The sequence below is a fragment of the Caballeronia sp. LZ008 genome (assembly GCF_031451435.1).
GTDB classification, from domain to species: Bacteria; Pseudomonadota; Gammaproteobacteria; order Burkholderiales; family Burkholderiaceae; genus Caballeronia; species Caballeronia zhejiangensis.
This window is the reverse complement of sequence record NZ_JARUXK010000001.1, coordinates 806859-823016: the sequence shown is the minus strand read 5'-3', so window position 1 is coordinate 823016 and position 16158 is coordinate 806859. Positions and strand designations below refer to the sequence as shown.

Below are 16158 nucleotides of genomic sequence, written 5' to 3'. Positions count from 1 at the left end.
TTGAAACGAAGCGTGCAGTGCGTCCTCGCGTCGTGCGCGAGCCATTTGCGGCGCTTCTTCCTCTCAGCAATCCAGCTACTTGTTTTAAGTTAGCGCATTCAATACATCAAAACCAGCCTTCCAGAAAGAGCGAGCTCTGCTGAGCGCGATTTCCTCGTTGCTCGGCCGGCCATTTTTGACGTCAAGCCGTTCGGCGAGGCTCGTTCGTGCGCTGGTGTCGCCTGCAGAATCCGAGTGCGTGAGCGCGCCGAATAACGCCGCCTCGCTCTTGCTCGGACGCTCGACCAGTCGGCTGAACGGCTGCGCCCATGCCGGCGAGATGAATTTCTCGTAGCCGAAAGCCAGGATCGTCGGCAAGACCGTATGCACATATTCGAGCGCGCCAGCTTGAACCTCCGCCGCAAGCTTTTGCACGGAGATGTCTTCGTTGTTCTCCTCGAGTATGGGAACGATCTCGTCTCCTTCACGACGGTATCCCAATGTCGTGCCGTGCGGTGCTACCGTCGCAAACTCCAGAATTTCGACGCCCCCCGCTTGCAAAAGCTCCGTTTCGTGACGGGGATCGCTGTTCTGAACCATGAAACCGAAGTAGGCGTCACTCGGTAGCTGATTGATTCGCACCGATTCGAAAGTCCCGAAATAATAGCCAAACGTACGGAAGTCGCTTCGAGACGTCTGGAGGATACGTGAGAGGCCCCCTTGCATGTTTCCTCCCCAGCCAATGTCAGACACGGCGATTCTCTTGCATCCGATAACTGTCTTCGACAAGTACGCAGATACCAGCGCACGCTGCTCGGCTGCGACGTCCATGAGTTGCGAAAGAAGAATACTGATCAGCCGGTGCATTCGCATGTCGCCGCCTACTACTCGCTCGTCTTCGCTTGCGAAGCCGACCGCCTTTATCGCGGCACGATTACGCGAAACGTCGAGCCCCAGACGTTTGAAATGCTGCTTGACCGTTCTCTCCGTTTTTCCACCGAAAAGATGCCACACACGATCGGGCGGAAAATCGACGAAGCTCGGCAGGAGCGTGGCGGCGCGCGAAATGTAAACGTACTCGCTCGGAATTTTGACACCCATTTGCTCCGCGTACTGCTCATACAGCTTATGGAACAGGTAACTGTCACGCGCGAAGAACAGAACCTTGTCAACGTTGTCCAGCTTCAACTGATGCATCATCCAGATGAAGTAGCCGAGGAACAACGGTCCAAACACCTGTGCGCCGATGTCGAACCATGGCTCCGCCACCTCGCGCTTTCTCTGCATAAGTACTGCCCGCGTCCCGCCGGCGATGAGACTGGCGGTGTGCGGCATGTCCACTGACGACACTATCGGATTCCGTAAGAAATCGGACTCGATGCGGGCGAGATAATCGAAATGCACGCCCTTCACGCCAGCGCGCTTCGCCATTTCTACATCCGCGTGGAGGTTGTCACCGAAGTGCAGCATGCCCCGCGTCGTGCCGCCTGCCCTTTTTGCAGCGATCGCGAAAAGAGAGCCTTCGTGCTTGCTGGCTCCCTCCTCGCAGGACACCACCAGTTCTATCTTTCCGTATCCGCATGCCTGAATGAGTTCGAGAATGACCGTCGACGGGAGATACATGTCGGAGCAAAGCACCACGGGCTTGCCAATGGCTTGCGCGTATTGCACTAGCTCCCGCATGACTGGGTTGCAACAGACGATTGCCCGCTCCACCTGGAGTTCTACCACCTTGCACCGGTCAACCAGGCGATCCGCTCCCAGTTGCGATGCCAACTCTTCATAGATCTCGTCGTAAGTCACTTCGTAGGAGTTGCGGAGCCTGTAGTACTTCTCGCGCGTCTGAATTTCCGCGAGAAGTCGATTCGCCGGAAACGAGTCGACCATCCCGTAATCCAATTCAGTGTACTCATCGTGCCGCAATTGAGCCGCCACCAAGTCGAAAACGTCAGCAGGTCTTGCAACCAGACGATGAATGAGCGTATCGAACACGTCGAACGACACGATTCCTGCTTCGTCGATCAGACGTTTTGCGTCCTCAAAACTGCAATTCTTGTTTATGCGCCACATATCTATCGCTGCAGGAGTAACCAGGTTTTTGTTCGGTCCACGGCTTGCCGCAAGCCGACCGAATTCGCCGTCCGCAAGAACTGAAGCAAGTAATGAAGTGCGCGGCCAGAGCGCAGCCACAAATAGCCGAGCTTGAACCCGTTTCGCACTGGACGACGTGAGACTCTGCCGGACACGTTCGACAGCTCCGCCCCCAAGGCCCCTATGTCGCCGTGTAATCGTTCGAGCATCGCTCGGGACGAGTTGCTGCTTTGCGTCGCGTACCACGACAAGTGCTCAAGAACCGGTCGAATGCTGTTCAGAAACCCAAGGCCGACTGTTCCCGATGAAATGTCGGCTCTAAGCCAGGCATTTCCCAAAATCGTTGCTTCTGCGACGGTCCCGGCAAATGCACGAGCGGCGGCCGAACGGTTTGCATAGGGGCCGCGTACCGAGCTTCGGACGTGAGAAAACACTAGCACCTGCGGAATAACATAGATATCTCCTGCCATGAGCAGACGAAGGTGAAAATCCCAGTCCGACATTCCGCCGAATAGCGAATTGAAGCGAATTTTGGCAACCGCACTTTTCTTTACGAGTAGCTGAATGTTCTTGAACTGATTTTCGACCACCATCGCATTAAGCGAAATAAATCCCGCGCTCATATGCGGCCGCATCAGCTCCGTGCTTTTGACACGCACCACGTTACCGTCGATTTCCTCATCGACGCGTTTTCCCAAAGCTATCACGGCCACCGTTGCCGGATATATTTCCGATAATGTTTCTAATTGCCTAACGCAGATTCCCAGAAAATCCGGGGCCCAGCTATCGTCATCGTCGTGAAATGCGATATGCTCTGCGCCGCTCAGACGCTCCAGCGCCGCGTTCGTTGCAGCTTCCGCGCTGAGCTCCTTGTCCAGATGCACTATCTCGATAGCTAGACCGTCGGTGGCTCCCAAGCTTTCCAACACGCGTTGAACGACTCGCGGATCACCGGTATTAGCAATGACGACGTGCCATTTTTTCCACGATTGCCGCATGACGCTTTTCAGCGCTCTACGCAGAAGGACTGGCCGGTCCTTCGTACGCATCACAATCCCGATCATGACGATTCCTTGACCGCTGACTTGTAGAGGTTTCGCGACATCGAGAAATCCGATGCCGAGATGGGACGGGTTGAATTCATAAAGTGCGAACCATTTGCTTTTATGCGCCTTAAGGCCCGAACCAGCCGGATGTCTAACTGGGTCTCAAATTGACGATCCGAGCCATGCGCGATAATTGCCGAAAATCAACAGACGCTTGCCCTTCAGCAGACCTTCGGAATTAACCTTCGCATCTTCCGCTAAGGCCTGAACACTATAAGTGTAATCGCCGATGCTCACAGGTCGATCATGATGCGCTGAATACAACGATGATTTAGGAAATTTCGGCGTTTATTCTGTGATAAATTGTTTTCCGATGTACAGGTTTAGATGCGCAACTGCTATTTGTATAAAGCCTATTATCAGGATAATATCGCGAATTAGATTGCAAACGTCCGAGGTTTTCGGCGCGTCAACTTATCGATCCCGGCGAAAGGCATAGGGTTCGCGCATGACACCGCGCGCCGAGGTTCAAACAATGCGAAGAACATTGATCCGCTGGACAGAATGCCAACGCGTTAAGTCAGGGGATTGAACTTGATCCAGTCAGCGCGCCACCGCGATCAACTCGCGGCTCACTTCATCGACCGGCGCGCGGTTCCAGTCTCCGAACCAGTCGATTTTTGCGAAACCCGCATCGGTCAGCAAGCGCGCAAGTTCGTCACGCGTGCGAAAGCGCAGCTCGCTCACGGCGCTCAGCGTTTGCTCCGGCGCGTCGGGCGTCGGCATGAAGCGGTAATGCGTCGTGAACGCGACGCGTCCCGTCGAAAGCGGATCGGGCTCGGCGTGCCGCTCCTGCCACACTTCCACCGCGCGTCCATCGGGCGCGCTCACGCATTTCGACGAACGCTCGCGCGTCCAGTTGTCCCACGCGCGCGCCGCCGGATGGCGGCTCTCGAACGCGATCGCGCCGCCCGGCCGGATCGCCCGGCGCGCGGCTTTGAGCGTCGCGAGAAACGCGTCATCGTCGAGAAAGACTTGCGCGACGTGGCCCGTCATCACGAGCAGATCGGCCGCGCCGACGAACGGCAGCGCGCTCGCGTCGCCTTCGATCCACGTCACCTCGTCGCCGTCGGGACGCGAGCGCGCGACGCGCAGCATCTGCGGCGACGGATCGATGCCCGTCACGCGATGGCCGCGCTTGGCCAGCTCGCAAGCCAGCAACCCCGTGCCGCAACCCAGATCGACGACGTGCCGCGCCGATTGCGCCAGCGCGAGATAAAACGCCGTGTCGGCGGCGAACGGATTGAGGACGTCGTAGAGCGCGACGAGGCGCGGATCGTCGTAGAGCATCAGCGGGATTCGTAGGAGAGCGCGTCGCGCATCGGCTGGCTGCCGACCATGATCGGCCCGGTGAACGGCGTATCGAGATCGAGGATCACGAGCACCGCCGACGCGATCGACAGCGCGCCGAGCATGATCGTCACGAGCGAGAGCGCGTTGCGCGGCGCGATCAGCCCGAAGCACAGAAAGATGATGAGCAGCCAGCCGACGAGAATCCGGTCGAACGGATACGAAATCGATCCGTGCGCCTCCTCGATCAGCTTCCAGCGCAGCGCGATCAGCTGCTCGAAGCGCGCGGCGGCTTCGACCGCGAGCTGGCGATGATAGTCATCGCGCGGAACCAGCAAGCGCACTTCGCGCTGCGCCTCGCTCAGCATGGCGCCGAGCGTGCTGCTCGCGAGACTGTCGTTCTTGTTCGGTGCCTCGACCGCCGGATATTCGCCGGGCGGCCGCGGCTCGCTCGGCCACGTGCTCGCCACCGCCGCCGCCGTGTATTTGCGCAGGAGTTGCCGCGCGTGACCGAGTTCGGCGCCGTAGTCGCGCATCGTGCGATCGAGTTCGATGATCGAGGACGCGTAGCTGCGCATGTCGTTGTTGGTCGTGTCGAAAACCGTTTTCGCCGATGCGGTCAGAAGGCCGAGCACGAGCGCCGCGAACGTGACCAGCATGCCGACGAGCAACTGGACCAGTTGCACCGTCTCCTGCGCCTTGTGTTCCTCGGGCAGAAGCGGCCGCACGATCGCGCCGATGCCCGTGCTGGCCAGAAGGAGAACGAAGACGAGCACCGCGGATTGAATTTCCGTCATGAGCGCGCGAGCCGTGATGGCGTGACCGGAGTGGACGCATTATCGACGGGAAAGCGCGCGCGGTCCAATGCGGACCGGATACGGCGAAGAAAAAGAAGGGGGAAAAACGGCGTGCGGGAATCGTGGTCCCCCCGGCAGGAATCGAACCTGCATCTAGCGCTTAGGAGGCACTCGTTCTATCCATTGAACTACGGGGAGCGGACCGCGCAGGGCCGACAGCGTCGGCGAAGCGAGCGCAGAGTATAGCAAACGCTTTCGTTCGCCGCGTATCCGAAAAATCGGCGAAAACCAGGGTTTGCACCTATCAAGTTCCGCCTGATCGCGCCGCCATCGGAGTAATGGACCCATTTCCCGATACAAAGCCGCAGGGCGCGTTTTCGGCGTTGCTGGCAGACCAAGACCTGACGCACCTCGAACTGGTGCTGCGCCGTTCATTGTCGTGCGATCTCGGCGGCCCGCTGCTGCCGCCTTCGTACTGGCGCGAGCGGCTCGCATCGATCACACGTCGGTCACATCTCTCTCATACGCAGATCCAGACCGTGCATCGGCTGTTTCTGCACATCGACGCGTTCGAGGCCGCCGGCCGCGCCCGCGAAGAAGAACTCAGGCGCGAGCGTGAACTCGCCGCGGGCAGCGGAAAAACCGCAAGCGCCTGAGCGTCTTCAGGCCGACTGACGCGCGCGCTGTTGCGCGTGCGCGGCGAGCCGCACCGCCGCGTTGGCCGCGCCGTAGCCGTCGTAGCCGCCGCGCCGCTCGATCACTTCGAGGAAGAAGCGCTGATCGAGCTGCTCCGTGTACGCATGGAAGAACTCGCCGCCGCGCTCGTCGCGGTCGTAGAGGATATTGTGCTCGCGCATCTGATCGATCTGCTCGTCGGGCAGGCCGAAACGCGCGACAAGGTCGTCGTAGTAGTTGCGCGGGATTCGCAGGAATTTGACGCCATCGGCTTCGAGGCGCGGAATCGCGTCGAAGATATCGGGCGTGCTGAACGCGACGTGATTCAGACCCGAGCCCCGATACGTCGACAGCGACTCCGACACCGCCGTATAGCGATCCATCGACGCATTCAGCGCGATTCGCACCGAACCATCGCGGCTTCGCACCGCGCGGCTGCGCACGAGCCCGTACGGATCGGGCACGAGCACGGCGGGCTCGGTCTCGAAACCGAACGCGCTGCGAAAGAAGAGCACCCAGGTATCGAGCGCATCGGCGGGAAGCGACAGGCACACGTGATCGATGCGCGACAGCGGCCCGACTTCGTACGGCCCGTCGATGTCCGTCAGGATGAAATCCGATTCCCACAAAGTCGGGCCGCCTTTCGCTTCGTCGACGAAATAGTCGAGGCTGCCGTCGGGCGACTGCACGCCCGGCACCACGCGCTCGTTCGGACCGACGCGCCCCGAGAACGGCTGCGAGCCATACGCGGCGGCGCGCTCGAACGCCTGCTTCGCGTCATCGACGTGAAACGCCGACGCGCACAGCGACAAGCCGTGCTTCTGGAAGAACGCGCTCGCGAAGGAATCGGCCTCGGCGTTCAGCACGATCGAACCCGCGCCATGCCGATACAGCGCGACATCCTTCGAGCGATGCTTGCCCGCGAGCCTGAAGCCGAGCCGTCCGAGCCATTGCGACAGATGCTCGCGCGTCGAATCGTCGACGGCGAATTCGAGGAACTGAAAGCCGATGTGCTCGGGCGGCGCGGGCGGATTGAACAGCTCCGGCGGCACGGCCTTGCCTTCGGAAACCAGCAGCTCGCGCGTCTGCTCTTCCAGAAAGCGCAGCGAGCGATAGCCGTCCGCCGCCGTGATCGCGGTCGGCGCGGCGCGAAAGCCGTCGTTGAAGATTTCGAGCGACAGCGGCCCCTTGTAGCCCGCTTCCAGCACGCGCGCGGTGAAGCGTGCGACATCGAACGCGCCTTGCCCCGGAAAGCACCGATAGTGACGGCTCCATTCGAGCACGTCCATCGCGAGAATGGGCGCATCGGCGATTTGCACGAACGCGATGCGCTCGCCCGGAATCGACGCGATCTCGTCGACGGAATCGCGGATCGACAGCGTGTGGAACGTATCGAGCGCGAGGCCGAGACTCGGATGATTCACGGCATCGACGAGTTTCCACGCGTGCTTGTACGAGTTGACGTAGCGGCCCCACGCGAGCGCTTCGTACGCGACGATCACCCCCGCTTCTTCCGCGATTTTGGCGAGCACGCCGAGCTGGTCGACGATGAGCGCGTCGTCGCGAATCGTATCCGGCGACACGTTGCTGCAGACGAGAATGCGGTCTGTGCCGAGCTCGTGCATCAGCTCGAACTTGCGCTTCGCGCGCTCGACGTTGCGCGCGAGACGCTCGGCGCTCACGCCGTCGAAATCGCGGAACGGCTGAAACAGATAGATCTCGAGGCCGAGATCCGCGCACATGCGGCGCACGTCGGCGGGCGTGCCGTCGAAATACAGCAGGTCGTTCTCGAAGATCTCGACGCCGTCGAATCCGGCGGCCTTGATAGCGTGCAGCTTCTCGGGAAGCGTGCCGCTGATGGAAACCGTCGCGATGGAAGTGCGGATCGAACGCAGCATCGCTGCCTCCTCGTTGCAATTCAGTGAATGCGGGATGGATCGAGCGGTGCCTTCCAGTGTAGGACGTCCGCATGGCGAACGCGCGCAATCCATGTCATTCTGCGAGATAATAACAAACTAACTAGACCGTACAAATCAGTGGAAACACGAACCGACAAGCCTCGCGCGGGCGTTCACACTGCGACGTATTCATCTCGCACTGCAGCATGCAGTGCTCATCCATGCCGGAGCGCTCGCATGACCAACAAGACTTCGTATCTCATCGGCCTGATCGGATCGGGCATCGGCGGCTCGCTCACCCCCGCCATGCACGAAAAGGAAGGCAGCAACCTCGGACTCAATTACGTCTACCGGCGCATCGACCTGCAGGCGCTGGAACTGGAGCCGTCCGCCCTGCCCGATCTGCTCGATGCCGCCGAGCGCATGGGTTACGACGGCCTGAACATCACGTATCCGTGCAAGCAAAACGTGATCCCGTTGCTCGATGACCTCGATCCCGACGCGCGCGCGCTCGGCGCGGTCAACACCGTCGTGCTGAAGGACGGCAAGCGCATCGGCTACAACACGGACTGGTCGGGCTTCGCGCGCGCGTTTCAGCGCGGTCTGCCGGGCGCGCCGCTCGAACGCGTCGTGCAACTGGGCGCGGGCGGCGCGGGCGCGGCCGTCGCGCACGCGGCGCTCACAATGGGCGCGCGCGAACTCACGCTCTTCGATTCCGACGATGCCCGCGCGGCTTCGCTCGCCGCCGAGCTCGCGGCGCGCTTTCCGGATCGCGTCGTGAAAAGCGGCGGCGACTTGCGCGACACGCTCGCCGGCGCGAGCGGCCTCATCCACGCGACGCCGACCGGCATGGCGAAACTGCCCGGCCTGCCGTTGCCGGCCGAGTATCTGCACAAGGAACTGTGGGTCGCGGAAATCGTGTACTTCCCGCTCGAAACCGAGCTGCTGAAAGTGGCGAAGGCGCTCGGCTGCCGCACGGTGAGCGGCGGCGGGATGGCGGTGTGTCAGGCGGTCGATGCGTTGCGCATCTTCACCGGGCTGGAGCCGGATGCCGAGCGCATGTTCGCGCACTTCCAGAGCCTGCTGGAACGCTGATGCATCGGCAGCAATGAAAAAACGGCGACCTCGCGAGAGCGTCGCCGTTTTGCTTTGCGCGCGGGGAAATCAGCCGTCGCGCCGCATGAACCGCAGCACCGCATCGACGATCATCTCGCGATGACGCGCACGCGAGCGCGCGCCCGACGGATCGCGCCCGAACGCCGCGCCCCAGGTATGACGGTTCGCCACGCGATGAAAGCAGAACGAGCTGATCATCAGATGCAGGTCGATCGGATCGACGTCTTCGCGAAACTTGCCGGCAGCGACGCCACGCGCGATGAGATCTTCGATCGTCTTCACGACCGTCGAATTGCGCGCCTTGAAGGTCTTCGATTGTTCGATGTACTTCGCGCCGTGGATGTTTTCGATTGTCACGAGCCGCACGAAATCGCGATGCTTGTCGTGATAGTCGAACGTGAAGCCGACGAATTCGCGCAGCGCTTCCTCCGGCTCCATTTCCGCGAGCTGCAATTCCTGTTCGAGCGCGCGGATATCGCCATAGACCTGCTCCAATACCGCTTCGTACAGCCCTTCCTTGCTGCCGAAGTAGTAATACAGCATGCGCTTCGTGGTGTTGGTGCGCTCCGCGATGGCATCGACGCGCGCGCCCGCGAGTCCCATCGCCGAGAACTCCTGCGTGGCGATGTCGAGAATGTTCCGCTTGGTCTCCTCAGGATCGTACTTGCGCCGCCCCTGCTCCGTGGTCGACGAGGGCGCGGCGCTAGCGGCCTTGCTTCCTTTTTTCATTTTTCTGTCTGAGAACGGCGTTGAAAATCGATTCTAGCACGCGATATTGACGCATCCTCGCCATAACAGACGTTGCGCACGGAGGGCTTCACCTATAATTTTTCGACCCCACGAACAAAGCGAAAAATCACATGCCGACGAAGCGCTCGACCCTACTCGTTCCCGCCGTTCTGACCACATGGTGCCTGTGTGCGATGGCGCAGACCGCGATGCCGCCGGGCCATCCGTCATCGAAGGAACTGGCGGCTGCGGAAGGCGTGATGACGAGCGCGAACATCGCTCGGGGCGCGGCGGATGTCTGTCATATCGACGCCGCCAAGGTCGCGCGCTTCAAGAACGTCGTGCGGACAAGCTATCCCGACGCACCCGATTTCGATGGCGAATGGAAGCTCGGCCTTGCGCAGGCGCAACCGACCGTCGATCGCTTCGACAAGCTGAAGACGAGCAATCCCGCCGAGTACAAGAAGCAGATCGGCGAAGCGTGTCCGGCGCTCAGCCGCGGCATCGACGAAGTCACACAGTCGCAGTGATCACTCGCTCGCGCCGTCGTAATGCGCGCGCTTTTCCGCGTACATCGCGGCATCGGCGCGTTGCAGCATCGGTTCGAGACGCTCGCCTTCGTGCGCGGTGGCCGCGCCCGTCGCGAAGGAAAGCGGATTGCCCGAATAGAACTGATTGTTCACTTCGAGCAACTGGCGAATGCTCTCGATGACCGTCTCGCCGCCGCGCTCGTCGGTGCCCGGCAAGAGCACCATGAACTCGTCGCCGCCGATGCGCGCCGCCTGGAACGGCTTCTCCACCGCCTTGGCGAGCACTTCGCCGGCGCGCCGCAGAAGCGCATCGCCGGCGGCGTGGCCGAGTTGATCGTTGACGGCCTTAAGGCCATTCACGTCGATGGCGATCGCCGTCACCGGGAACGGGCCTTTGCGTTCGAGACGATTGATCTCATCGATATAGAACGAGCGATTCTTGAGCTTCGTGAGCACGTCGTGCTTGCCGAGAAACTCCAGATACGCCTCGGCCTTCTTGCGCGCGGTGATATCCGTCAGCGCGACGAGCACGAGATCCCAGCGCGCCTCGTGCCCCGGAAACACCGAGAACTGCAGATGCACGTGCACCTCGTGGCCTTCGAGCGAATAGTTCAGCACTTCGCGCTGCTGGAAGAGCTTGCCGTCCCACAAATCGATGAGCTGTTCCTGAAAGTACTGTTGCATGTCGTCGCGGAACACATCGGACAGGCGCGCGAGCAGCGTCGCCTTGTCGGGCGCGGCGAACATCCGCAGCGTGTGCTGATTGACGTCGAGAACGTGGATCTCCTGCATGCAGCGCTCGACGAACTCCGGGTGCACGTTCGTGAAAGTGCGAAAGTCGACGATGCCGCGCTCGCGCACATCGTCCAGCAACGACTTGACGGAACTGAAATCCTCGACCCACAGCGACACCGGCGAATGCTCGAAGAGCCCGCGTGCATAGAGCTCGCTCGCGGCGGCGCTGCGGCGCATCGCTTCGAGCTCGGTGATGTCCTCGATCGTGACGAGCACGCGGCTCCATGTGTCCTCGTGTCCCGGCAGCACGACCGCCTTGAGCAGCACGTCGAGACGCTTGCCGTCGACCGTGTAGTTGACCGTCTGACTGACGAAGCGCGATTGACCCGCCCAGAGTTGCTCGAGTTCGTCGACGTGCGTGGCGAGCATGTCGTCGCGGAACACGCGATCGAGGTTCTGCACGAGATGATCGACATCCTTCGCGTGAAAGAGCGACAGCGTGCGCCGGTTGACCTTCACGACCCGAATGCGCGACGAGCACTCCGCGATACGCCCGGGATTCTCCGCGAGAAACGACCGCAGATCGGCGACGCCCGCCGCGCGCCAGCGTTCGAACTGCTCGCGCACGGCGCTGAAATCTTCGAGCCAGAGCGAAACGGGCGCGAGCTCGAACATGTCGGCGTCGTCCGCCGGCATGCTCGCCGGCACGAATTGACCGGCAGCGCGGCGCGGGTCGTTTGGCATGGTCGTCCTTTCGGCTCGCGCCGGCTGAATTCATCTCATTATTGTAACGCGCGTCATATTTCGAGGGCTCGATCGCCCGCTTCCGGCCGTCTTCGCGCATTCCGTCCAGCGGCATTCGCGCTCATGCGGGATATCGGGGGCGGATGCTACACTCGACTGGCTTCGCCTTGCCGCCTCGGGCACGTTTGCTGCACCGGCTCACGCGAGGCTCGCGGCGCCACGCAGTCCGATGCGCCGTGCCGCATCCATCCACATCGCTATAAGAAGGAGGCTCGACTCTCATGGCTGATTTCCGCATCTGGTCCGACGAATTTCCGGCGAACGGCTTCATGACGCGCGCGCAGGAATTCGACCAGCAGGCCTTCGGCGGCTCGGGCGAGAACGTATCGCCGGCGCTGCAATGGGAAGATCCGCCCGCCGAAACGCGCAGTCTCGCGCTCACCGTCTACGATCCCGACGCGCCGACCGGCAGCGGCTTCTGGCACTGGATCGTCGTCAACATTCCGCCCGACGTGCGCTCGCTGCCGCGCAACGCCGGCAAGGCCGACGGCAGCCTGCTGCCGCCAGGCGCGCTGCAGTTGCGCAACGACTACGGCACGGTCGGCTTCGGCGGCGCGGCGCCGCCGCGTGGCGACAAGCCGCATCGCTACATCTTTCGCATCCACGCGCTCTCGGCGGAAAGCCTGCCGCTCGATGGCAACGTGACCAATGCCGTCGCGCGCTTCATGACGCATCTCAACGAGATCGATTCGGCAACTTACACCGGCCTCTACGAACTGAAGTAAGCACGCGGGCGAAGACGCGGCCCCGCGTGGCGGCGTCTTCGTCCTGGCCATTCGAAAAAACGGCGCGACACACGATGCGCCGCCCGCCACTTCCCGCCCATCGATGGACTCCGATAAAGGTCTGCCGCTGCCCCAGCGATACTGGGCCATTGCCGTCGTCGCGCTCGGCATCACGCTCGCGGTGCTCGACGGCGCCATCGCCAACGTCGCGCTGCCGACCATCGCGCGCAATCTGAACGCGTCTCCCGCCGACTCCGTCTGGATCGTCAATGCGTATCAGCTCACGATCACCATATCGCTGCTGCCGCTCGCCTCGCTTGGCGACCGCATCGGCTACCGGCGCGTGTACATGACGGGGCTCGCGCTCTTCACGCTGTCGTCGCTCGCGTGCGCGCTGTCGGGCTCGCTCGCTACGCTCACCATCGCGCGCGTCGTCCAGGGCTTCGGCGCGGCAGGCATCATGAGCGTGAACACGGCGCTCGTGCGCATCATCTATCCGCAGGATCAGCTCGGTCGCGGCGTGTCGATCAACGCGACGGTCGTGGCGATCTCGTCGGTGATCGGGCCGACCGTCGCGTCCGGCGTGCTTTCGGTCGCGACGTGGCCGTGGCTCTTCGCGATCAACGTGCCGATCGGCGTCGCGGCGTTCGCCATCGGCTGGAACGCGATGCCGCGCACGCCGGGGCATCGGCAGCCGTACGACTACATCAGCGCGATCATGAACGCGCTCTTTTTCGGCCTCGCGATCGTTGCCGTCGACGACATCGGGCACGGCGAGCATCGGCCGTATCTCGTCGCCGAATTCATCGCGACGGCGGTCATCGGCTATTTCTTCGTCAAGCGGCAACTGACGCAAAGCGCGCCGCTTCTGCCCGTCGATCTGCTGCGCATTCCGGTGTTCGCGCTGTCGGTCGGCGCGTCGGTGTGTTCGTTCTGCGCGCAGATGCTCGCGTTCGTTTCGCTGCCGTTCCTTTTGCAGAACAATTTCGGCATGGGCCAGGTCGAGACCGGGTTTCTGATGACGCCGTGGCCGCTCGTGATCGTGTTCGTCGCGCCGCTCGCGGGCGTGCTCGCGGACCGGTATTCGGCCGGCCTGCTCGGCGGCATCGGTCTCGCGATACTGACCGTCGGACTCGTGCTGCTCGCGAGCGTCGGCGCGCATCCGACGGCCCTCGACGTCGCATGGCGCATGGCCGTGTGCGGGCTCGGCTTCGGGCTGTTCCAGTCGCCGAACAATCGTCAGATGCTCGCCTCCGCGCCGCGTCATCGCAGCGGCGGCGCGAGCGGCATGCTCGGCACCGCGCGCCTCACCGGTCAGACGCTCGGTGCCGCGCTCGTCGCGCTGATCTTCGGCGTCGCGCCCAAGCAAGGCCCGGTGATCGCGCTCGGCGTCGCAGCCGTGTTCGCGGCTGCCGCAGCGGTCGTCAGCGTGCTGCGTCTGACGGGCAAACGCAGCGTCGAGCCCGCCTGATCCGCCCTTCCCGCTCAAGGCCGCCCGGCCGTTCCGCTGGGCACAGCCTTTGCTGAACTTCGACCATGGATTCCGCACGCGCGGAAGAGTCGAAATCAGCAATAAGGAGTGTGTTCATGGCCAATTCCCTCAACGGTTGCAAGGTCGCGATTCTCGCCGTCGACGGCTTCGAGCAGGCCGAGCTCGTGGAACCGCAACGCGCGCTCAAGGAAGCGGGCGCGCAGGTGGACGTCATATCGCAGAAAGCCGGTCAGATTCAGGGCTTCAAGCATGTCGACAAGGGCGACAAGGTCGATGTCGACGTGACCTTCGACGCCGCCAATCCCGCCGACTACGACGCTATCGTCCTGCCGGGCGGCGTCGTCAACGGCGACGCGATCCGTCTCGACGCGAAAGCGCAAGCCTTCGTCAAGGACGCCGACCGCGCGAAGAAGCCGATCGCAGTGATCTGCCACGGCGGCTGGCTGCCGATCTCGGCTGGCATCGTCGCGGGCCGCACGATGACGAGCTGGCCGAGCCTGCAGGACGACGTGCGCAACGCGGGCGGAACGTGGGTCGATCAGGAAGTGCAGATCGACGGCAATCTCATCACGAGCCGCAAGCCCGACGATATTCCGGCGTTCAACAAGGCGCTGATCGACGCGCTCGGCAAGGCGCGCGCCTGAGCGCATGTTCATCGGAGGCTCGCCGATGCCGAGATACTTTCCATCCGTGACGCGCGTGATCGTGCTGTCGCTCGCCGCTGCTTTCGCGCCGCTCTCGCAGGCACAGACGCCAAGCGAGAAGCTCTCGCCCATCGATCAGCAATTCCTGCAGGACGCGGGTCAGGCGGGCGCAACCGAACTCACGGCGAGCAAGCTCGCGCTCACGCATGCGAGCGACCGGCAGGTGCGGGAGTTCGCACAGCGAATGATCGTCGATCACACGAAGCTCGCGCGCAATCTCGACGTGCTCGCGAAGCGTCACGGCATCACCGCGCCGCCCGCCGCCGATACCGCCGTGATCGGCAGCCTGCAAAATCTCCAGGGTGCCGAGTTCGACAAGGCCTATATTGAAAAGGTGGCCGTGGGCGGGCATCAAAAGGCCGTCGAACTGTTCAGAAAAGAGAGCGAAACCGGCAACGACACCGCGCTGAAAGCCGCGGCGACCAAGGCGTTGCCGATCATCAGCCATCACTACGAGATGGCGCAGCAGCTCGCAAAAGCGAAGGCGGCGTCATGAGGATCGCGCACGTCGCCGGTCGCGCCGCCTTGCGTTCCGTTTCCCGTCCCGCTTATGAGGACTCGACCATGCACATCACGTTTGCCGACGAACCGCCTGTCTACGACGGCGACGATCTCGCGATTCACTTCGCCGCGCTCATCGACGGCGAGCCGGTCGTCTGCTCGATCACCGCCGAAGCCCTCGAAGATCACTTCGGCGCGAAATCGCCGCGCGAGGACGATCTGCTCGCCGCGTTCGAACAAGGCGCGTCGCGCATCCGCGCGGTGTGCGCCGAAGTGCTCGACGACAACGGCGGCCAGCCCGCCGTGCTGAGGAGCGGATTGTTCCGCGTCGCCGGCCTGGAGCCCGAGTGAGCGGCCTCGTCGTCTGAACGACGCATTCCCAAAACCCAAGCCAACAAGGAGGGAACATGTCCCTGATCATTGCGGGCCGATTTCAGACTTTTCGCGCGGCCGAAACGGCAGCGCAGAAGCTCTTTGCGCGCGGCTTCCTGGAAGAAGACGTGACGCTTTTCTTCGTCAATCCGAGCGGCCAGCACGCACGCCATCCGATCGGCGGCGATGTCGGCACCGATGCGGGTGCGAGCGGCGCGCCCAAGGGCGCCGGCAAGGGCGTGACGATCGGCGCGGTGGTCGGCGCGGTCATCGGCGCCGCCATCTTCGCCGTCTTCAAGGCGCCGCTGCTGGTTTCGGTGATCGCGGCGGGCGTCGGCGCGTACGTCGGATCGCTCGTCGGCGCGATGTCGCATACCAAGAAGAAGCCGCACGGCGCGGCGCAAGCGGAAGAGCCCGCGCGTCATGCGGGCGTGCTGGTGGCCGTGCACGTATCGCCGGAAACGCACGATCAGGCCGCGGCGGTGCTGCGTGAAGCAGGCGGAATGGACATCGAACGCGCGTCGGGCCGCTGGCAACAAGGCCGCTGGAGCGACTTCGATCCGCTGAAGCCGCCTCAACCGGCTGGCGAGTTCGCGCAATCGCGCGTGTGATCG

The 16158-nt window shown here is 62.6% G+C and carries 16 protein-coding genes and 1 tRNA gene; 9 read left to right on the top strand and 8 right to left on the bottom strand.

Features of this window, described 5'->3' with window-relative positions; all coding sequences use genetic code 11:
• Positions 1-84: 84 nt before the first annotated feature.
• The 5 genes from QCE49_RS03905 to QCE49_RS03885 form a co-directional block, all read right to left on the bottom strand.
• A complete protein-coding gene (locus QCE49_RS03905; protein ID WP_250456513.1) occupies positions 85-2049 on the bottom strand; it encodes an HAD family hydrolase in 1965 nt (654 codons plus the stop codon).
• Positions 2050-2051: 2 nt separating this feature from the next.
• On the bottom strand, positions 2052-3134 hold the full coding sequence (locus tag QCE49_RS03900; RefSeq protein ID WP_250456514.1) for a glycosyltransferase: 1083 nt from the start codon (positions 3132-3134) through the stop codon (positions 2052-2054).
• Between the two features lie 585 nt (positions 3135-3719).
• Positions 3720-4466: a bifunctional 2-polyprenyl-6-hydroxyphenol methylase/3-demethylubiquinol 3-O-methyltransferase UbiG gene (locus tag QCE49_RS03895; protein ID WP_250456515.1), complete on the bottom strand. Its 747-nt coding sequence runs from the start codon at positions 4464-4466 to the stop codon at positions 3720-3722.
• On the bottom strand, positions 4466-5263 hold the full coding sequence (locus tag QCE49_RS03890) for a hypothetical protein (protein WP_008350748.1): 798 nt from the start codon (positions 5261-5263) through the stop codon (positions 4466-4468). The genes QCE49_RS03895 and QCE49_RS03890 overlap by 1 nt, the downstream gene beginning before the upstream one ends.
• Before the next feature lie 123 nt (positions 5264-5386).
• Positions 5387-5461, bottom strand: a tRNA-Arg gene (locus tag QCE49_RS03885).
• Between the two features lie 140 nt (positions 5462-5601).
• Between QCE49_RS03885 and QCE49_RS03880 the strand changes: the two genes are divergently transcribed.
• The gene (locus tag QCE49_RS03880) at positions 5602-5919 is read left to right on the top strand and encodes a hypothetical protein (RefSeq protein ID WP_008350750.1); all 318 of its coding nucleotides are present in this window, start codon (positions 5602-5604) and stop codon (positions 5917-5919) included.
• A 6-nt stretch (positions 5920-5925) separates the two neighbouring features.
• On the opposite strand, the gene QCE49_RS03875 is transcribed toward QCE49_RS03880, so the two are convergent.
• Entirely contained in the window at positions 5926-7824 is a 1899-nt protein-coding gene (locus QCE49_RS03875) for a bifunctional sugar phosphate isomerase/epimerase/4-hydroxyphenylpyruvate dioxygenase family protein (protein ID WP_033536690.1), read from the bottom strand.
• A gap of 249 nt (positions 7825-8073) precedes the next feature.
• Here QCE49_RS03875 and QCE49_RS03870 point away from each other — a divergent pair, with 249 nt between their 5' ends.
• On the top strand, positions 8074-8931 hold the full coding sequence (locus QCE49_RS03870; protein WP_250456516.1) for a shikimate dehydrogenase: 858 nt from the start codon (positions 8074-8076) through the stop codon (positions 8929-8931).
• Between the two features lie 69 nt (positions 8932-9000).
• On the opposite strand, the gene QCE49_RS03865 is transcribed toward QCE49_RS03870, so the two are convergent.
• Positions 9001-9681: a TetR family transcriptional regulator gene (locus QCE49_RS03865; RefSeq protein ID WP_008350756.1), complete on the bottom strand. Its 681-nt coding sequence runs from the start codon at positions 9679-9681 to the stop codon at positions 9001-9003.
• Between the two features lie 131 nt (positions 9682-9812).
• Between QCE49_RS03865 and QCE49_RS03860 the strand changes: the two genes are divergently transcribed.
• Positions 9813-10211, top strand: a complete 399-nt coding sequence (locus tag QCE49_RS03860; RefSeq protein ID WP_239295192.1) for a hypothetical protein — start codon at positions 9813-9815, stop codon at positions 10209-10211.
• Here the strand turns inward: QCE49_RS03860 and QCE49_RS03855 are convergent, their stop codons facing one another.
• A complete protein-coding gene (locus tag QCE49_RS03855) occupies positions 10212-11690 on the bottom strand; it encodes a sensor domain-containing diguanylate cyclase (RefSeq protein WP_250456517.1) in 1479 nt (492 codons plus the stop codon). It lies immediately after the preceding gene.
• A gap of 281 nt (positions 11691-11971) precedes the next feature.
• Between QCE49_RS03855 and QCE49_RS03850 the strand changes: the two genes are divergently transcribed.
• The 6 genes from QCE49_RS03850 to QCE49_RS03825 all read left to right on the top strand — a co-directional run bounded on the left by QCE49_RS03850 (position 11972) and on the right by QCE49_RS03825 (position 16155).
• Positions 11972-12475, top strand: coding sequence for a YbhB/YbcL family Raf kinase inhibitor-like protein (locus QCE49_RS03850; protein WP_008350762.1), 504 nt, complete (start codon positions 11972-11974; stop codon positions 12473-12475).
• A gap of 103 nt (positions 12476-12578) precedes the next feature.
• The gene (locus QCE49_RS03845) at positions 12579-13946 is read left to right on the top strand and encodes an MFS transporter (RefSeq protein WP_250456518.1); all 1368 of its coding nucleotides are present in this window, start codon (positions 12579-12581) and stop codon (positions 13944-13946) included.
• Positions 13947-14062: 116 nt separating this feature from the next.
• Positions 14063-14611: a type 1 glutamine amidotransferase domain-containing protein gene (locus QCE49_RS03840; protein ID WP_244807824.1), complete on the top strand. Its 549-nt coding sequence runs from the start codon at positions 14063-14065 to the stop codon at positions 14609-14611.
• 25 nt (positions 14612-14636) lie between these two features.
• Positions 14637-15167 carry a DUF4142 domain-containing protein gene (locus QCE49_RS03835; RefSeq protein ID WP_051079046.1) on the top strand — a complete coding sequence of 177 codons (531 nt, stop codon included), beginning with the start codon at positions 14637-14639 and terminating at the stop codon, positions 15165-15167.
• Positions 15164-15523: a DUF1488 domain-containing protein gene (locus QCE49_RS03830; RefSeq protein ID WP_008350770.1), complete on the top strand. Its 360-nt coding sequence runs from the start codon at positions 15164-15166 to the stop codon at positions 15521-15523. Before QCE49_RS03835 ends, QCE49_RS03830 begins: the two co-directional genes overlap by 4 nt.
• A 56-nt stretch (positions 15524-15579) precedes the next feature.
• Complete coding sequence (locus QCE49_RS03825; protein ID WP_034471300.1) at positions 15580-16155, top strand: glycine zipper domain-containing protein; 576 nt, start codon at positions 15580-15582, stop codon at positions 16153-16155.
• Positions 16156-16158 lie beyond the last annotated feature (3 nt).

Excerpts from the sequence above, each read along its gene's own strand:
- QCE49_RS03855 (WP_250456517.1), bottom strand. The coding sequence starts at position 11,690 with ATGCCAAACGACCCGCGCCGCGCTGCCGGTCAATTCGTGCCGGCGAGC.
- QCE49_RS03895 (WP_250456515.1), bottom strand. The coding sequence starts at position 4,466 with ATGCTCTACGACGATCCGCGCCTCGTCGCGCTCTACGACGTCCTCAAT.
- QCE49_RS03880 (WP_008350750.1), top strand. The coding sequence starts at position 5,602 with ATGGACCCATTTCCCGATACAAAGCCGCAGGGCGCGTTTTCGGCGTTG.
- QCE49_RS03870 (WP_250456516.1), top strand. The coding sequence starts at position 8,074 with ATGACCAACAAGACTTCGTATCTCATCGGCCTGATCGGATCGGGCATC.
- QCE49_RS03825 (WP_034471300.1), top strand. The coding sequence starts at position 15,580 with ATGTCCCTGATCATTGCGGGCCGATTTCAGACTTTTCGCGCGGCCGAA.
- QCE49_RS03900 (WP_250456514.1), bottom strand. The coding sequence starts at position 3,134 with ATGATCGGGATTGTGATGCGTACGAAGGACCGGCCAGTCCTTCTGCGT.
- QCE49_RS03865 (WP_008350756.1), bottom strand. The coding sequence starts at position 9,681 with ATGAAAAAAGGAAGCAAGGCCGCTAGCGCCGCGCCCTCGTCGACCACG.
- QCE49_RS03845 (WP_250456518.1), top strand. The coding sequence starts at position 12,579 with ATGGACTCCGATAAAGGTCTGCCGCTGCCCCAGCGATACTGGGCCATT.
- QCE49_RS03890 (WP_008350748.1), bottom strand. The coding sequence starts at position 5,263 with ATGACGGAAATTCAATCCGCGGTGCTCGTCTTCGTTCTCCTTCTGGCC.
- QCE49_RS03830 (WP_008350770.1), top strand. The coding sequence starts at position 15,164 with ATGAGGATCGCGCACGTCGCCGGTCGCGCCGCCTTGCGTTCCGTTTCC.
- QCE49_RS03850 (WP_008350762.1), top strand. The coding sequence starts at position 11,972 with ATGGCTGATTTCCGCATCTGGTCCGACGAATTTCCGGCGAACGGCTTC.
- QCE49_RS03905 (WP_250456513.1), bottom strand. The coding sequence starts at position 2,049 with ATGTGGCGCATAAACAAGAATTGCAGTTTTGAGGACGCAAAACGTCTG.
- QCE49_RS03840 (WP_244807824.1), top strand. The coding sequence starts at position 14,063 with ATGGCCAATTCCCTCAACGGTTGCAAGGTCGCGATTCTCGCCGTCGAC.
- QCE49_RS03835 (WP_051079046.1), top strand. The coding sequence starts at position 14,637 with ATGCCGAGATACTTTCCATCCGTGACGCGCGTGATCGTGCTGTCGCTC.
- QCE49_RS03860 (WP_239295192.1), top strand. The coding sequence starts at position 9,813 with ATGCCGACGAAGCGCTCGACCCTACTCGTTCCCGCCGTTCTGACCACA.